The organism is Sphingobium sp. VMM (assembly GCF_056790315.1).
This window is the reverse complement of the sequence record NZ_JBXGSI010000006.1, coordinates 58,830-73,971: the sequence shown is the minus strand read 5'-3', so window position 1 is coordinate 73,971 and position 15,142 is coordinate 58,830. Positions and strand designations below refer to the sequence as shown.

16 protein-coding genes are annotated in these 15,142 nt (G+C 65.2%); 9 read left to right on the top strand and 7 right to left on the bottom strand.

Annotated features, from left to right (window positions below):
• Positions 1 to 15 precede the first annotated feature (15 nt).
• Entirely contained in the window at positions 16 to 195 is a 180-nt protein-coding gene (locus tag ACUCV3_RS09550; protein WP_037492086.1) for a YdcH family protein, read from the bottom strand.
• A 186-nt stretch (positions 196 to 381) separates the two neighbouring features.
• On the opposite strand from ACUCV3_RS09550, the gene ACUCV3_RS09545 reads away from it, so the two are divergent.
• Positions 382 to 540 carry a YdcH family protein gene (locus ACUCV3_RS09545; protein ID WP_010337949.1) on the top strand — a complete coding sequence of 53 codons (159 nt, stop codon included), beginning with the start codon at positions 382 to 384 and terminating at the stop codon, positions 538 to 540.
• A 293-nt stretch (positions 541 to 833) separates the two neighbouring features.
• On the opposite strand, the gene ACUCV3_RS09540 is transcribed toward ACUCV3_RS09545, so the two are convergent.
• From ACUCV3_RS09540 to ACUCV3_RS09530, 3 genes are all read right to left on the bottom strand, one after another.
• Positions 834 to 1,202 carry a PilZ domain-containing protein gene (locus ACUCV3_RS09540; protein WP_048939094.1) on the bottom strand — a complete coding sequence of 123 codons (369 nt, stop codon included), beginning with the start codon at positions 1,200 to 1,202 and terminating at the stop codon, positions 834 to 836.
• 76 nt (positions 1,203 to 1,278) lie between these two features.
• A complete protein-coding gene (gene dksA / locus ACUCV3_RS09535) occupies positions 1,279 to 1,743 on the bottom strand; it encodes an RNA polymerase-binding protein DksA (RefSeq protein WP_004211401.1) in 465 nt (154 codons plus the stop codon).
• A 520-nt stretch (positions 1,744 to 2,263) separates the two neighbouring features.
• The gene (locus ACUCV3_RS09530; RefSeq protein WP_234415744.1) at positions 2,264 to 2,863 is read right to left on the bottom strand and encodes a hypothetical protein; all 600 of its coding nucleotides are present in this window, start codon (positions 2,861 to 2,863) and stop codon (positions 2,264 to 2,266) included.
• 49 nt (positions 2,864 to 2,912) lie between these two features.
• Here ACUCV3_RS09530 and ACUCV3_RS09525 point away from each other — a divergent pair, with 49 nt between their 5' ends.
• Positions 2,913 to 3,047 carry a hypothetical protein gene (locus ACUCV3_RS09525; protein ID WP_017501572.1) on the top strand — a complete coding sequence of 45 codons (135 nt, stop codon included), beginning with the start codon at positions 2,913 to 2,915 and terminating at the stop codon, positions 3,045 to 3,047.
• 196 nt (positions 3,048 to 3,243) lie between these two features.
• Here ACUCV3_RS09525 and ACUCV3_RS09520 read toward each other — a convergent pair whose 3' ends face one another.
• Complete coding sequence (locus ACUCV3_RS09520) at positions 3,244 to 3,684, bottom strand: host attachment family protein (RefSeq protein WP_164488888.1); 441 nt, start codon at positions 3,682 to 3,684, stop codon at positions 3,244 to 3,246.
• An 88-nt stretch (positions 3,685 to 3,772) separates the two neighbouring features.
• On the opposite strand from ACUCV3_RS09520, the gene serS reads away from it, so the two are divergent.
• From serS to rimO, 6 genes are all read left to right on the top strand, one after another.
• Positions 3,773 to 5,050: a serine--tRNA ligase gene (serS, locus tag ACUCV3_RS09515; protein ID WP_048939092.1), complete on the top strand. Its 1,278-nt coding sequence runs from the start codon at positions 3,773 to 3,775 to the stop codon at positions 5,048 to 5,050.
• Positions 5,051 to 5,063: 13 nt separating this feature from the next.
• The gene (gene surE, locus ACUCV3_RS09510; RefSeq protein WP_004211396.1) at positions 5,064 to 5,828 is read left to right on the top strand and encodes a 5'/3'-nucleotidase SurE; all 765 of its coding nucleotides are present in this window, start codon (positions 5,064 to 5,066) and stop codon (positions 5,826 to 5,828) included.
• Positions 5,829 to 5,851: 23 nt separating this feature from the next.
• Positions 5,852 to 6,982 carry a peptidoglycan DD-metalloendopeptidase family protein gene (locus ACUCV3_RS09505; RefSeq protein ID WP_375282813.1) on the top strand — a complete coding sequence of 377 codons (1,131 nt, stop codon included), beginning with the start codon at positions 5,852 to 5,854 and terminating at the stop codon, positions 6,980 to 6,982.
• On the top strand, positions 6,979 to 8,037 hold the full coding sequence (locus ACUCV3_RS09500) for a potassium channel family protein (protein WP_048939091.1): 1,059 nt from the start codon (positions 6,979 to 6,981) through the stop codon (positions 8,035 to 8,037). Before ACUCV3_RS09505 ends, ACUCV3_RS09500 begins: the two co-directional genes overlap by 4 nt.
• A 155-nt stretch (positions 8,038 to 8,192) precedes the next feature.
• Positions 8,193 to 11,018 (top strand): TonB-dependent receptor domain-containing protein, encoded by a 2,826-nt coding sequence (locus ACUCV3_RS09495; protein ID WP_048939090.1) that lies wholly within the window; start codon positions 8,193 to 8,195, stop codon positions 11,016 to 11,018.
• 94 nt (positions 11,019 to 11,112) lie between these two features.
• On the top strand, positions 11,113 to 12,495 hold the full coding sequence (gene rimO / locus ACUCV3_RS09490; RefSeq protein ID WP_170978359.1) for a 30S ribosomal protein S12 methylthiotransferase RimO: 1,383 nt from the start codon (positions 11,113 to 11,115) through the stop codon (positions 12,493 to 12,495).
• Between the two features lie 18 nt (positions 12,496 to 12,513).
• On the opposite strand, the gene ACUCV3_RS09485 is transcribed toward rimO, so the two are convergent.
• Together ACUCV3_RS09485 and ACUCV3_RS09480 are read right to left on the bottom strand one after the other, a co-directional pair.
• Positions 12,514 to 13,356: a DUF4163 domain-containing protein gene (locus tag ACUCV3_RS09485; protein ID WP_048939089.1), complete on the bottom strand. Its 843-nt coding sequence runs from the start codon at positions 13,354 to 13,356 to the stop codon at positions 12,514 to 12,516.
• The gene (locus ACUCV3_RS09480) at positions 13,356 to 13,556 is read right to left on the bottom strand and encodes a hypothetical protein (protein ID WP_004211387.1); all 201 of its coding nucleotides are present in this window, start codon (positions 13,554 to 13,556) and stop codon (positions 13,356 to 13,358) included. Before ACUCV3_RS09480 ends, ACUCV3_RS09485 begins: the two co-directional genes overlap by 1 nt.
• A gap of 155 nt (positions 13,557 to 13,711) precedes the next feature.
• Between ACUCV3_RS09480 and ACUCV3_RS09475 the strand changes: the two genes are divergently transcribed.
• The gene (locus ACUCV3_RS09475) at positions 13,712 to 15,109 is read left to right on the top strand and encodes a leucyl aminopeptidase family protein (RefSeq protein WP_048939088.1); all 1,398 of its coding nucleotides are present in this window, start codon (positions 13,712 to 13,714) and stop codon (positions 15,107 to 15,109) included.
• Positions 15,110 to 15,142 lie beyond the last annotated feature (33 nt).

Below are 15,142 nucleotides of genomic sequence, written 5' to 3'. Positions count from 1 at the left end.
GACGCGGCGGACGCATCAGGCGATGATGTCCGGGACCAGCGCGTCTTCGAGCGCAACGATCTCATCGCGCAGCCGCAGCTTGCGCTTCTTGAGGCGCGCGACCTGCATCTGGTCGCCCACCCCGCCATCGACCAGCGCCGCGATCGCAGCGTCGAGATCGCGATGCTCGACCCGCAGCAGCTCCAACCGGCGCATAATGTCTTCGCGGCTCACCAAGCCCCCGCCTTCTGAACCCAACATAGCCTCTCCTGATAGCCCGGCGCGGACGCGCGGGCCATCGCAATTTTACCGACGGCCCATCGCAAAGCGCGAATCATCGCGAGACAGGTCCGCCGAATCATGATCTACTTCGTCATCCATCACCCTCGTAAGGAGAATGTCATGGAAAATTCCCACGTTTCAGCTCTTTCCGCAAAGCATGCCGGGCTCGAAGCCCGGATCAAGGCCGAGTCGAGTCGGCCGATGCCCGACGACATTCTCGTCGCCTCGCTGAAGAAGCAGAAATTGCGGGTCAAGGAAGAGATGCAGGGCCGACATTAAGCCCATTCCGCACGGAAAAGGCCGGGGCCGGATCACCGGACCGGCCATTTTCCTGCCAGCGGGACGCAGCGCATCGATCCGGCCAGAACCCCGGCCAGATTTTCGACATAGTGCAACGGATGACGCCTAGCCGGGGAAGATGACCTGGCGATGACAGGCGTTCAGCGTGGCGGTCTTCGACTAACGCTCGCCCCAAGTGGAGGCGTCGCGGCGGCATGGAACAGGCCGCATATGAAAAAGCCCCACGCGGCGAACCGGCGGGGCCTTTTGCCAACCCATTTACATCATCGGTATCAACGGCGCGTGATCGTCGCCGAACGCAGATAGTCCGGCAACGCCTGCCGCGACACACCGTTGGCGACCGGCTTGCGCGCCAGTTGCGGGTCGATCGGCGCGTCGAAGGCAAAACCGATCTTGTCATCGCGCGACCAGGCGACCGAACCCTCGACCAGACCAACACCGCGCAGTTCGAGACGAAGACGCGTGCCGGCAGGAATGGCGCGTTCGCAATCCGCCATCAGGCCGGTGGCCGACAGATTGCGCACGCGCGCCTTGCCCAGATCGACGCCATCGATCGTGCTGAGGCTGGTGAGCAGGAACAGGCTGTCGCGCGGCGCGGAACGAGCCGGTCCCCGATCAGAATTTCCCGTTTCCTTGTCCATGACTATTCCCGCAAAATGACACTTGGCCAACAGGATAGTCATGCGACGTGGAGAAAGGGTTAACCGCCGCTGGGGGTTAATCGTCGCGGGAGACTTTTTCCTGACGCTCGTGCCGCTCCTGCGCCTCGACCGTCATGGTCGCGATCGGACGGGCTTCCAGCCGGCCCAGCGAGATCGGCTCGCCGGTGACTTCGCAATAGCCATATTCGCCTTCATCGATACGGCGGAGCGCCGCGTCGATCTTGGAGATCAGCTTGCGCTGGCGGTCGCGGGTGCGCAGCTCGATCGACCAGTCGGTCTCGCTCGATGCGCGGTCGTTGAGGTCGGGTTCGCGCAGCGGTTCATTCTGCAGCACAGCGAGCGTGCCTTCAGCTTCGGACAGGATCTGTTTCTTCCAGTCCCAGAGACGCTGCCGGAAATATTCCTGCTGCAGGGGGTTCATGAATTCTTCGTCAGCCGACGGACGATAATCGTCCGGGAGTGTTACGGTCGATTTTGGCGGCTTCACACCGTCTTTATCGGAATTCAGTACCGATGCCATCTGGCTCTCCGACTCGAGAGGCCCCGGCGCTGTAAGTTCCGGGCGCCCATGACTTTTGTTTGAGCGGGCCTCATAGCCACCGCGACGAGGCGATACAAGCGGACAATGCGCACTCCGGCGCATCCCCTAGGTCGGCTGACCCGCCCGGAACGGACGGCGCGACTCCATCCGGGTTTTCCCCGATCCGGCCATCGGGATGTCCACGCAGCCCATCCTTAACGTTCCACAATGACACGTTAACCATTGCAGTTGACTCAAACGCCCGATTTTTCGGACCTTTTACGGCGCAAAGATGGTTAATGCCCTTGCAGTTAACGCTTTATTTTGCGTTGGTATGCAGTAGGGAATGGCAGGGTTCACGCTACGGAAGGGTCCGATGGCGCGAATGGGTAAACAGGACTAGAGAAGATCCTATGTCGGTTCGGATGGCTTTGGCAAAATTGTGCGCCTGCACTTGTGGCGGCGCCATCATTGGCGGGGGCGCCGTCCATGTGGCGGAAAATGCGCGTCCGGCAACGGTCTACAGCACCAAGAGTGTGAAGGCCAAGCCGCGCCAGCGCGTCCTGGCCACGGCCAAGCGCCCGCCGGCCAAGAAGCCCGACCCGATCCGCGTGACTGTGACCACGCCGTCGCCGCCCATCCCACTGCCCCCGCCGCCGGTGCAGGCAGCCCTGCCCCTGATGGCTGGTGGACCGACTCCGACCGCAGCGCCGATCGGCGGCAGCAGCGGCTTTGGCGGCAGCAGCGGTTTCATCGGCGGCTTCTTTGGTGGCGGTAGCAGCGGTGGCGGCACGGTGGTGATCTCCACCACCGGTTCGACCGGTTCGAGCGGCTCCAACTCGCCCACGCCGCCAACATCGACGACCAGCGGTTCGGATTCGCCGACCCCGCCGACGTCGACCTCCAGCGGTACGACGTCGACCACGACGACCTCGACGTCGACCTCCACATCGACTTCGACGTCCACATCGACGTCGACATCTTCCTCGTCGGGCGCGACATCGACCTCGACGTCCAGTTCGACCTCGACCGGATCGTCGAGCTTCGGCAGCACGTCGACGAGCAGCTCGACCAGCAGTTCCACGTCGACCTCGACGTCGTCGGGCACGTCTTCGGGCACGCCGCCGCCTCCCGCGCCGCCGCCGCCGACCGATGTGCCGGCGCCGCCGATGGTACTGCTGTTCGGCGCCGGTGCCGCCGCACTGCTGATGCGCAAGCGCCTGGCCGATCGCAACACGGAGCTGTCGATCGAGGGCCATGGCCCGGCCAAGCCGATCCCGATCATCCGCACCGGCAATATCTGAGCCGGCACTGTCCGAGAACCAAAAAGGGCGGCAAGAGCCTGATCGTCTGAGGTGGAAGCGCTTCGCGCTTTCACCGATGGCGTGAATCAGGCTCTATTCCTTGATTCTAGACATTGATTCACGCTTCAGGCCGATTCAGGCTGAAGCGATCAATGTCTAGGAGCCGCCCTTTTCTTTTACCGACACGATCTCCCGCTCAACTGCGGGCGATGATCTTCTCGATCTCCGCCACAGGATGATTGGCCAGATCCTTGGCGATCTCGCCGACCAGCCGGTCCTGCACTTCCTTGTGATAATGTTTGCGCATCTCGCCCAATGCCGTCGGCGGGGCGACGATGATCAGCTTCTCATAATCCTGGGCAAAGGCGCGGCGCTTGAGCAGGTCGGCCGCCTCCGCCGCGAAGCGTGCCTCTTCCAGTTCATGGAAATCGGTCTGTTCCACGCTGCTGCGATGGCTGCCGACCGAATTGAAGGCCCGGCCCGGCGCATCCGACGCCTGATCGCGATCGGCCGGATTATCCTGCACCTTCACCTCTTCCGCCTCCAGTTGGGGAAAGGCGCGGTCGCCCTTGTTGCGGAAGAAGAGCAATTTGCGCCCGTCCGCCACCAGCACCATCGCATCATGATCGATCTGCATCGCCTTCTCCTTCATTTTGTGGACGCATCACCAACGGGTGAAGGCGCACAGGGTTGCGTGGCCCCGTTCGCGACGGCATAGGGCAGCCATGCACGACATCCGCTTCATCCGCGAAAATCCCGCCGCTTTCGACGCAGCCCTGGCGCGCCGTGGCCTGGCCCCGCTGTCCGCCGACATATTGGCGCTGGACGAGAAGAGCCGCGCGCTCAAGACGGAGCTGCAACAGGGGCAGGCCCGCCGCAACGAGGCGAGCAAGGCGATTGGCCAGGCGATGGCCGCCAAGGACATGGCCAAGGCCGAGGCGCTGAAGGCCGAGGTCGCGGCGCTCAAGGAAGGCACGCCGGCGCTGGAAGCCGAAGAGGCCGAGATCGGCGCGGCGCTCAATGCCATGCTGGCCGCGATCCCCAACTTGCCCGCCGACGACGTGCCGCAGGGCGCGGATGAAGCCGGCAATGTCGAGCTGAGCCGCTGGGGCAATATCCGCGAATTCGATTTCGCGCCGCAGGACCATGCCGATTTCGGCCCGGCGCTGGGGCTGGATTTCGAGGGCGGCGCGGCGCTGTCGGGCGCGCGCTTCACCGCGCTTCGCGGCCAGATGGCGCGGCTTCACCGGGCGCTGGCGCAATATATGCTCGACACCCAGAGCGGCACCAACGGCTATGAGGAAACCAACCCGCCGCTGCTGGTGCGCGACGAGGCGCTGTTCGGCACTGGCCAGCTGCCGAAGTTCGCCGAGGATCTGTTCCGCACCACCGATGGTCGCTGGCTGATCCCGACCGCCGAGGTATCGCTGACCAATCTGGTCGCCGAGCAGATCGTGCCGACCGACGCGCTGCCGGTGCGGCTGACCGCGCTGACCCCCTGTTTCCGGTCCGAGGCCGGATCGGCCGGACGCGACACGCGCGGCTTCATCCGCCAGCATCAGTTCGAGAAGGTCGAGCTGGTCGCGATCTGCGCGCCCGAGGAATCGGACGCGGAGCATGAGCGGATGGTGCAGGCGGCCGAGGGCATTTTGCAGGCGCTGAACCTGCCCTATCGCAAGATGCTGCTGTGCAGCGGCGACATGGGCTTTGGTGCGCGCAAGACCTATGATCTGGAAGTCTGGCTGCCGAGCCAGGCGACCTATCGCGAGATCAGCTCCGTATCCAACTGCGGCGATTTCCAGGCGCGGCGGATGAACGCCCGCTACAAGCCGGAGGGAGAGAAGGCGACGCGCTTCCTCCACACCCTTAACGGATCGGGCCTGGCCGTGGGCCGCACGTTGGTGGCGGTGCTGGAAAATTACCAGCAGGCCGATGGCAGCGTGATCGTGCCCGAGGTGCTCGCGCCCTATATGGGCGGCATCACCAAGCTGGAGCCACGATAAAAGGGAACGGGCGATGCGCATCCTCCTCACCAATGACGATGGCGTCCATGCGCCGGGGCTGAAGGTGCTGGAGGCGATCGCCCGCACCCTGTCCGACGATATCTGGATCGTCGCGCCCAGCGAGGAACAGTCGGGCGCGGGCCACAGCCTGACGCTGACGCGCCCGCTGCGCATTCGCAAGCATGGCGAGAAGCATTATAGCGTCACCGGCACGCCGACCGACGCGGTGATGATGGCGGTCGGCCATCTGATGAAGGACGCAAAACCCGACCTGGTCCTGTCGGGCGTCAATCGCGGCGCCAATCTGGCCGAGGACGTGACCTATTCAGGCACCGTCGCGGCTGCGATGGAGGGCGCGATTTCCGGCATCAAGTCGATCGCACTGAGCCAGGTCTATGCCCGCGAGGCGATGGGCGACGCGGTGCCCTTTGCCGCCGCCGAAGCCTGGGGCGAGCGGGTGCTGCGCCCGCTGATCGCGATGCCGGCCAGCCCGCGCCTGCTGTTCAACGTCAATTTCCCCGCGATCGACCCGGACAGGGTGAAGGGCGTGCGCGTGGTGCGGCAGGGCTTCCATGACATCGACCGGACGAAGATCATCGAGGGCACCGACCCGCGCGGCTATCGCTATTACTGGTTTGGCCTGGGCCGCAGCGATTCCGCGCCCGAGGGGACCGATCTGGCAGCCATTGCAGAAGACTATATCGCGGTGACGCCGCTCCATTATGATCTGACGCAGGATGGCGCGCTGGCGGCAACGGCGCAGGCATTTTCGGACTGACTTACGCTCCGGGGGGAGACCATATGGCTGGACATGACAAGGGGCGGCTCTGGCTGCCCATGGCGCCGCTGCCGCTGCTGCTGGCGGGTTGCATCCCTGCCCCCGTGCAGGACAGCGCGCCCTATGCCGCGCCCCTGCCCCCGGCCCAGCCGGCGCCGGCCATTCCGCCATCACCCAGCATGCCGCCGCAACCGGTCAGGCCCGAGCCGCAGATGATCGAGCGCAAACCGGTCTGGACGGCGCAGCAGGTGACGGCAAATGCGCGGACGGTGGCCGCCAGCCTCTACAGCGTGCAGCCGGGCGACACGCTGCGCGGCATTGGCAACCGCACCGGCGCGGGATCGGACGCGATCGCGCGGGCCAACGGGCTGGCCCCGCCCTATGCGCTGCGGCCGGGGCAGAGCCTGTCGATCCCCGGCGGCCGCTATCATGCGGTGGCGGAGGGCGAGACCGGCATCGCCATCGCCGTTGCCTATGGCGTGCGCTGGAGCGACATTGTCGACATCAATGGCCTGACCGAACCCTATGTGCTGCGGCGCGGGCAGCGGCTGCTGCTGCCCGGTGGCGAGATGCCGGCCGCCCCGGTGGCCGCAGCGCCGGTGCGGGCGCCCGCATCCAGCCTGGAGCAGCGCGCCGCCGCCTTCCGCATCGACATTGACGATGTGCTGACCGGCGGCCAGCCTGCCGTCGCGGAGGAGAAACCGCGCGCGGTGGCCAAGGCCCAGCCCCGCCCCCTGCCCTCCAATGTGCCGATCGCCCAGCCCGGCGGTTTTTCCGGTCCATTCGCCTGGCCGCTCAAGGGCAATATCCTCTCGCACTTCGGCCCCGGCGAAAGCGGCGCCAAGAATAACGGCATCGACATTGCCGCGCCGATCGGCACGCCAATCAGGGCCGCAGCGGACGGCGTCGTCGCCTATGCCGGCGATAGCATCGCGGTGTTCGGCGGCCTGGTCCTCATCACCCATGGCAGCGGCTGGGTCAGCGCCTATGGCCATGCTAACCGGATCGACGTGGTGCGCGGGCAGAAGGTGACGAAGGGCCAGGTGATTGGCCTCAGCGGTGACACAGGCTATGCCAGCAAGCCGAAGCTGCATTTCGAGCTGCGCAAGGACCGGGTGCCGATCAATCCCATGACCCAATTGCCCACCCCATGAAGATCGCGCCGCCGCCTTCGGCATCGCCCATGGCCGGCTTTCTGCGGCGGCGATCGGCGCTGCCGGTCTGGGCGGACCTCGCCTGGCGGGTCGTCCTGGTCTTTGGCCTGATCGCGATCGTGCTGGCGCTCCACTGGTTCGGGCGCGACGGTCTCAAGGACAATTATGATGACCAGATCAGCTTCATCGACGTGCTCTATTTCACCACGGTCACCGTCACCACGGTCGGCTATGGCGATATCGTGCCGGTCTCGCCCGAAGCGCGCCTGTTCGAATCCATCTTCGTCACGCCGATCCGGCTGTTCGTCTGGATCATCTTTCTGGGCACGGCCTATAATCTCTTCTTCCGCAACATCCTCTACAGGTGGCGCATGGCACGCATTCAGGCCGATCTGCACAATCATATCGTCGTCACCGGTTTCGGCACCAGCGGCCAGGAGGCGGTGAACGAGCTGCTGGCGCGTGGCACCGACCCGCGCGAGATCGTGGTGATCGACGGCAGCGAGAAAGCGCTGGACCATGCCGAGGCGCTGGGCTGCAACGTGCTGTGCGGCGACAGCACGCGCGACAAGACGCTGAAGGACGTGGCCATCCACCGTGCCCGCACGATGATCGTGTCGGCCGGGCGCGACGACACGTCGATCCTGATCACCTTGACCGCGCGTCACCTGGCCCCGCGCCTGCCGATCAGCATCGTCGTGCGCAACGAGGATAATGAAGTGCCCGCCCGCCAGGCCGGCGCCACCACCGTCATCAACCCGGTCAGCTTTGCCGGGCTGCTGCTGGCCGGCAGCACCAGCGGCAAGCATATCGCCGACTATATGGCCGATCTTGCCGCATCGGGCGGCCGGGTAAAGCTGCACGAACGGCCTGTCCTGCCGCAGGAAATCGGCCAGCCGCTCTCGGCGATCGGTACCGGGCTTGGCGTGCGCATCTATCGCGGCGACCATCCGATCGGCTTCTGGGAGGAAGGCGCAAAGCGGCTCCAGACGGGCGACTGCATCATCGAGATCGTGGAAGAAACCGGCGCCACACCCCGCGCCGACGATCAATAGGTTCAAACCAGCGACAGACTGAACATGTTTGTTGCGCCACAGCAACATATGGCAAAATTCGTGCTACCCAGGGTGCAGCGCAGCATGAGGCCAATTGCCTTGCTGTCATAGAATGGCAACACTCCCCCTCAGGTCTGATTTTTGAGGGGTAGAATATGCGCTTGAAAAATGTCCTGAAAACCGGCGTCCTGCTGTCCGCCTTCCTTTATAACGCACCGTCTTTCGCCCAATCCACCGCGCCGCAGGCCGATGATGCCGGGGCCATCATCGTCACCGGATCACGCATCCGCCAGAATCCGCTGGACCAGGACAAGCCGATCGTCACGGTCGATCAGGAAGCGATCGCGCGGACCGGCCTTTCCTCGATCGCCGACGTTCTGCAGCGCATCCCGAGCGCTGGCGGCGGCCTCAACACCAAGGTCAACAATGCGGGCAATATCGGCGGTCCGCCCGACGGCACCGGCGTCAGCTCCGGCTCGGCCGAAATCGACCTGCGTTACCTGGGCGCCAAGCGCACGCTGATCCTCGTCGACGGCATGCGCTATGTGAACGGCTCGGCGGCCGGCGGCATCCCTGCCTCGGTCGACTTGAACTCCATCCCCGCCAGCATGATCGAACGGGTCGAGGTGCTGCAGTCGGGCGCCTCCCCGCTCTATGGCTCCGACGCGGTTGCCGGCGTCGTCAACATCATTACCAAACAGTCGCAGAAGGGGTTCGATCTGTCCGCCCAGTTCGGCACCTACGAACAGGGCGATGGCGAAACCTATGACCTCAACGCCAGCTATGGCCTGCAGTCCGATCGGGTGTCGATCGTCTTCGGCGGCAATTATGTGAAGCAGCAGAGCGTCCGCACCGCCGATCGCTCCATCTCCCGCTTCCCCAATCCGGGCCAGACGAGCTGCGCCGACCCGATCGGCGGCTGTTCCGGTGCCACGCCCAATGGCCGCTTCATGATCGGCGACGATGATCTGACGCTGATCGCGCCGGTCAGCGGGCGCCCGACCTATCCGGGCGACTTCAAGAATTTCACCTCGGCCGATCGCTATAATTTCGCGCCGGAAAATTACCTGCTGACGCCGTCGGAACGCTATGGCGGCTTCCTCAACGCCAAGTTCGAATTTTCCGACAATGTCAGCCTGCGCACGCGGCTGGTCTATCAGCATCGCAGTTCGACCACCCAGGCCGCACCGCTGCCGCTGTTCGTCGGCCCGGATGCGGGCAACGGCAATCTGCTCGACACGATCAGCATCGATGCGACCAATCCCTATAATCCGTTCGGCTTCACCTTGTCGTCGGGTGCCAATGGCGAGCCGGCTACCTATTCGCTGATCGCCCGCCGCTTCGTCGAGGGCGGGCCGCGCATCTTCAGCCAGGATGTCGACACCTTCACCATGCAATCGACGCTCGAAGGCTCCTTCGGGGTCGGCGACAAGACATGGTATTGGGACGTCAACGGCATGTATGGCAGCAATGACGCGCATCAGGTGTTCACCGGCAACCTGAACGCCGCCAAGCTGGCCCAGGCGCTGGGGCCAGTCGCGGGCTGCACCGGCGATTGCGTACCGTTCAACATCTTCGGCGGGGCCGGGTCGATCACCCAGGCCATGCTCGACTATGTGACCTTCGACCAGAAGGATCGCAGCACGCAGGAATTGTGGGACGCCACCGCCAACCTGTCGGGCGAATTGTTCGACCTGCCGGGCGGCGCGGTCGGCTTCGCCGTCGGCTACGAGCATCGCAACCAGCGCGCCAGCTACACCCCCGACCCGATCATCACCGCGGGCCTGGGCGCCGACGTGCCGACCAGCCCGGCCGCCGGCAGCTTCAATGTCGATGAAGTCTATGGCGAAATCCGCATCCCGATCCTCGCCGACGTGCCCTTCTTCCAGAAGCTGGAACTGGACGGCGCGGTGCGTCATTCCAACTATAGCAGCTTTGGCAGCAACACGACCTTCACCGTGTCGGGCCTGTGGAAACCGGTCAGCGACCTGCTGCTGCGCGGCGGCTATGCCGAGAGCCTGCGTGCGCCCAGCATCGGCGAAATGCATGCCGGCCGGTCGCGCACCGATCAGACGATCAACGACCCCTGCACCAGCGCAGCGGGCGGATCCTGGGACAATCCGACCGTGCGCGCCAACTGCATCGCCAATGGCGTGCCGGCCGATGGCAGCTATGACGAGCCGACCGGTGGCCAGCTGGGCGTCTTTTCCAGTGGCTCGACCAACCTGAAGCCGGAAACCGCCAAGACCTGGACCGCCGGCATGGTCTACAGCCCGGCCTGGGCACGCAACGGCTTTGCCAGCGCGCTCAGCCTTGAGGTCAATTATTATAATATCCGCCTCAAGAACGCGATCGACTCGGTGCCTGCGACGCTGACCCTGCGCCGCTGCGCCTTCGATGCCGATCCGGTCAGCTGCGCATCGATCAGCCGCACGCCCAGCGGTCTGGTCGCCGGCATCGACGCCACGCTGCAGAATCTCAACGCCATCAACACCGACGGCATCGACGGATCTTTGATCTATCGCTCCAAGCCGGTGGGCGAAGGCACGGTCGGGCTGACGGTCAACGCCGCCTATCTGCTGAGCTATGACATCAAGGCTCCGGCCGAGCTGAATGCACCGACCATCAAATGCGCCGGCACCGAACGCTGCGGTTCGGTCGACCAGGCCTATCCGCGCTTCAAGGCGACCACCACGCTCGACTATTCGGCCGATGCCTGGGGTGTTTCCTTCACCGGCCGCTATATCAGCAAGGTGACCGAGAGCGACGGCCATGTCATGGGATCGACCTTCTATGGCGACATGCAGGCCTATTTCTCGCCGGCCTGGCTCGACCATCGCACCCGGCTGACGATCGGCGTCAACAACCTGTTCGACAAGGATCCGCCGGCCTGCTTCACCTGCGACAGCGCCAATTTCGACCCGACCACCTATGATGTGCCGGGCCAGTTCGGCTACATCCGCCTGTCCTACAAGATGTGATAGATTAGTCGCTTAGCCATGGCGAAGGGCGCGTCCATCCGGGCGCGCCCTTTGTCTTTTCGGCTACCCCGTGACATTTGGCGCAAAAATCCCTATGTGCGCGCCGATCATGGCAACCAAAATCCCAGACGCGCCGAAGATCGGCATGGTTTCGCTCGGCTGTCCGAAGAACCTGGTCGACTCCGAACGTATCCTGACCAAGCTGCGTTCCGACGGCTATCAGATGTCCGCCGACTATGCCGGCGCCGACGTCGTGCTGGTCAACACCTGCGGCTTCCTCGATTCCGCCAAGGAAGAATCGCTCGAAGCGATCGGCGAGGCCATGGCCGAAAATGGCCGCGTCATCGTCACCGGTTGCATGGGCGACGAAGCGGACGTGATCCGCGCGAAATTCCCGCAGGTGCTGGCCGTCACCGGCGCGCATCAATATGAGCAGGTGGTCAATGCGGTGCATGACGCGTCGCCGCCCATCCCCAACGCCTTTGTCGACCTGGTGCCCGAAGGCGGGCTGAAGCTCACCCCGCGCCATTACAGCTATCTGAAGATTTCAGAGGGCTGCAACCACCGTTGCTCCTTCTGCATCATCCCCTCGATCCGCGGCGACCTGGTGTCGCGGCGCATCGACGCGGTGCTGCGCGAGGCGGAAAAGCTGGTCGCGGCCGGCACCAAGGAATTGCTGGTCATCAGCCAGGACACCTCGGCCTATGGCGTCGACACCCGCCACGAGCCGCGCATGTGGAAGGGCCGCGAGGTCCGCGCCCATATGACCGATATGGCACGCGAACTGGGCCAGTTGCGCACGGCGGACGGCGTCGCCCCCTGGGTCCGCCTCCATTATGTCTACCCCTATCCCCATGTCGACCATGTCATCCCGCTGATGGCCGAGGGGCTGCTGACGCCCTATCTCGACATCCCCTTCCAGCATGCCTCGCCGAGCGTGCTCAAGGCGATGAAGCGCCCGGCCAACGAAGCCAAGGTGCTCGATCGCATCCGCAAGTGGCGCGACATCTGCCCCGACATCGCGATCCGTTCCAGCTTCGTCGTCGGCTTCCCCGGCGAGACCGAGGCGGACTTCCAGTATCTGCTCGACTGGCTGGACGAGGCCCAGCTCGACCGCGTCGGCGCCTTCCGCTTCGAGCCGGTCGAGGGCGCCCCCGCCAATGACCTGCCGGGCGCCGTGCCCGAAGAGGTCAAGGAAGAACGCTACCAGCGGATCATGGAAAAAACCGCCGCGATCAGCGCCGCCAAGCTGCAGGCCAAGGTCGGCCGGGTCATGCCGGTGATCATCGACGAGGTCGGCGAGCCCGACGAGGAAGATGGCAGCATCGGCGCCACCGCGCGCAGCCAGGCCGACGCGCCGGAAATCGACGGCAATGTCTTCCTGCGCGACGTCGGCGAAGGCCGCAAGGCGGGCGACATGTTCGACGTGCTGATCGAGGATGCCGACGATCACGACCTGTACGGCGTGCCGGCCTGACCGATCGGGAACCGGATATCAGGGCCTGACGAACGCGTCCTGATATTCGGTCTTGATCGCCTTGTAGGTCGCCGCATCGACCGGCAGCTTGATGTCATAGCTGCCCTCGGCATAGGGGCCGGCGCCATAGGGGCCGATCGTCACCTGGATGCCGTCGATCAACTTGCCGTCGCGCGATGTCGGCGCCAGCACCTGCTTCATCGGATCGATGCATTTGGTGAAGTCGTCATCGCCCGGCACCACCGGCGCGCCGCGCTTTTCCGCCCGCGCCCGGTCCAGCGCCTCGCAGAAACTGTCATGGATCGCCGCTGCAAAGGCCGCTTCGGAGGTCAGCAGCGCGCCGAAATCGGTTTCGCGCCGCCGCTCCCTGTCCCACAGCAGCGCTTCATAGCCGGTCATGCCATGGGCGCCGCCAGTATACATGTAATTGGCGGATTCGAGCGCCAGGAAGCGCGGCGTATCGGCCATCACGCTCCAGCGCGTCTCGCGGCTGTGGGCGTGGAAGGGGAAGCCCGCTTTCCTGGCCGAATCCCGGTCCTGCGTCGCCATCTTGAGCGCATCGGCCTTGTTCTCGGCCATGGCGTGGGCGAAGCGATCGACCAGCGTCGGGATCGCCGCCGCCTGCGCCGGATAGGCGTAGAGAAATTCCAGCAGCTCGGTCTTGTCCGTCTGCTCGAATGGTTCGGCGGGTGGGGCAGCGGGTCGCGTGGTGCCGGCCATGCGGTCGACAAAGGCGCGCATCGTCGCATTGGCGGGCATGTTGCCGCCGGGCGTGTCATCCTCAGTCGATTTCGAGCAGCCGGACAGCAACAGGGCTGCGAGCAGCAGCCCCGTCGTCCCGTTCCCCCACCCTGCCCGCATCAGTGCGGCTTGGCCGTCAGGCAGCGTTCGCTGATCGCCTTGCGCGCATAGTCGCCGGCGAGCGCGCGATGGATATTGGGCCAGCCTTCGGCCACCAGCGCCTGCTCGACCGCATGGGCGTTGGCGAACTGGCCGCTTTCGGCCAGCGCATAGGCGCGGGCGCGCAGCGCCTGCAGGCCGCTATTGTCGGAACGGATCATGGCTACTCTCCTTGCCGTTTATTATGAACTGGAACCTAGGCACTCGGGCCACAATAGGCAAATGCCCTGACGGCCGGCCGGGTTTCCACCGGGACGAAAGAAGATGCAAAAATGGCCCGTTCCCATGTGGAGCGCTTTCTCCTACATCCCTGTGCATGACCGAATTTGCCGACCTGCTCAAAGCCGATAATGGCCAGCCCGCCCGTTCCATCCAGCTGATCGAAGCGGCCGAACTGGACGCCTGGTTCACCGCCCAGCCCGAGCGGGTCCGCGCCCTGATCAGCGCCCAGAAATTCCACGCCAAGCCGAACGAATATGCGATCGTCCCCGGCGAGGGGCAGAGCGACTGGTCGGTCGTGGCCGGGGTCGCCAAGCGCGACGCCCTCGGCAGCTGGTGCCTGGCCAGACTGGCCGAGAGCCTGCCCGAGGGCAGCTATCGCCTGGCCGAAGGCAGCACCGGCGCGGCGGCGCTGGGCTGGCTGACGGCGCAATATCGGTTCGAACGCTATCGCAAGGATGAAGGCGCGGCCGGGCCGCGCGTGTTGCTGACCAGCGACGTCGCCCGGATCGAGGCGATCGTGCAACAGGCTGAAGCGGTAGCGCTGGTCCGCGACCTGGTGAACACGCCGGCCGCCGACATGGGGCCGCAGGATCTGGAAGATGCCGTGCGCCAGCTAGCGCAGGCCCATGGCGGCGACGTGCAGGTGACGCGCGGCGACGCGCTGGAGCAGGGTTTCCCGATGATCCACGCCGTCGGCAAGGCGGCGGACAAGAGCTTTGCCCCGCGCCTCATCGAAATGGCCTGGGGCGACCCCGCCGCGCCGCGCATCGCCGTGGTCGGCAAGGGCATCTGCTTCGACAGCGGCGGCCTCGACATCAAGCCATCATCGGGCATGCGCCTGATGAAGAAGGATATGGGCGGCGCGGCCCATGCGATCGCGCTGGCCCGGCTGATCATCGGCGCACGACTGCCGGTGCGGCTGCACCTGCTGGTGCCGACCGCCGAAAATGCCATCAGCGGCAATGCCTTCCGCCCCGGCGACATATTGCGCAGCCGGCAGGGGCTGACGGTGGAAATCGGCAATACCGACGCCGAAGGGCGGCTGGTACTGGGCGACGCGCTGACCCGCGCGGGTGAGGAAAAGCCAGAGCTGATCGTCGATTTCGCGACCCTGACCGGCGCGGCGCGCGTCGCCGTCGGCCCGGACCTGCCCGCGCTGTTCACCAATGACGAGGCACTGGCGAGCGACATCGCGGCGGCCGGCACGGCGGTCGACGACCCGACCTGGCGCCTGCCGCTGTGGGACGGTTATTATGACATGCTGAAGTCCGACATTGCCGACATGAACAATGCCGGCGAAGGCGGCTTTGCCGGCGCGGTGACCGCCGCCTTGTTCCTGCAGCGCTTCGTGCCGGAGGGCACGGCCTGGATCCACCTCGACACCTTCGCCTGGCGACCGGCGGCCCGTCCGGGCCGGCCCAAGGGCGGCGAGGCCCTGGGCCTGCGCGCAGTCTTCCGCCTGCTCCAGCAACGCTATGACGGCGCGCGATAGTCAAACTGCAATATCCTGCGATCCGTTACGCAA

What these genes read in the sequence shown, in the direction of transcription:
- ACUCV3_RS09550 (WP_037492086.1), bottom strand. Translation starts at nt 195, where the DNA reads ATGCGCCGGTTGGAGCTGCTGCGGGTCGAGCATCGCGATCTCGACGCT.
- ACUCV3_RS09545 (WP_010337949.1), top strand. Translation starts at nt 382, where the DNA reads ATGGAAAATTCCCACGTTTCAGCTCTTTCCGCAAAGCATGCCGGGCTC.
- ACUCV3_RS09540 (WP_048939094.1), bottom strand. Translation starts at nt 1,202, where the DNA reads ATGGACAAGGAAACGGGAAATTCTGATCGGGGACCGGCTCGTTCCGCG.
- dksA (WP_004211401.1), bottom strand. Translation starts at nt 1,743, where the DNA reads ATGGCATCGGTACTGAATTCCGATAAAGACGGTGTGAAGCCGCCAAAA.
- ACUCV3_RS09525 (WP_017501572.1), top strand. Translation starts at nt 2,913, where the DNA reads ATGGTACTGCTGTTCGGCGCCGGTGCCGCCGCACTGCTGATGCGCAAG.
- ACUCV3_RS09520 (WP_164488888.1), bottom strand. Translation starts at nt 3,684, where the DNA reads ATGCAGATCGATCATGATGCGATGGTGCTGGTGGCGGACGGGCGCAAA.
- serS (WP_048939092.1), top strand. Translation starts at nt 3,773, where the DNA reads ATGCACGACATCCGCTTCATCCGCGAAAATCCCGCCGCTTTCGACGCA.
- surE (WP_004211396.1), top strand. Translation starts at nt 5,064, where the DNA reads ATGCGCATCCTCCTCACCAATGACGATGGCGTCCATGCGCCGGGGCTG.
- ACUCV3_RS09505 (WP_375282813.1), top strand. Translation starts at nt 5,852, where the DNA reads ATGGCTGGACATGACAAGGGGCGGCTCTGGCTGCCCATGGCGCCGCTG.
- ACUCV3_RS09500 (WP_048939091.1), top strand. Translation starts at nt 6,979, where the DNA reads ATGAAGATCGCGCCGCCGCCTTCGGCATCGCCCATGGCCGGCTTTCTG.
- ACUCV3_RS09495 (WP_048939090.1), top strand. Translation starts at nt 8,193, where the DNA reads ATGCGCTTGAAAAATGTCCTGAAAACCGGCGTCCTGCTGTCCGCCTTC.
- rimO (WP_170978359.1), top strand. Translation starts at nt 11,113, where the DNA reads ATGTGCGCGCCGATCATGGCAACCAAAATCCCAGACGCGCCGAAGATC.
- ACUCV3_RS09485 (WP_048939089.1), bottom strand. Translation starts at nt 13,356, where the DNA reads ATGCGGGCAGGGTGGGGGAACGGGACGACGGGGCTGCTGCTCGCAGCC.
- ACUCV3_RS09480 (WP_004211387.1), bottom strand. Translation starts at nt 13,556, where the DNA reads ATGATCCGTTCCGACAATAGCGGCCTGCAGGCGCTGCGCGCCCGCGCC.
- ACUCV3_RS09475 (WP_048939088.1), top strand. Translation starts at nt 13,712, where the DNA reads ATGACCGAATTTGCCGACCTGCTCAAAGCCGATAATGGCCAGCCCGCC.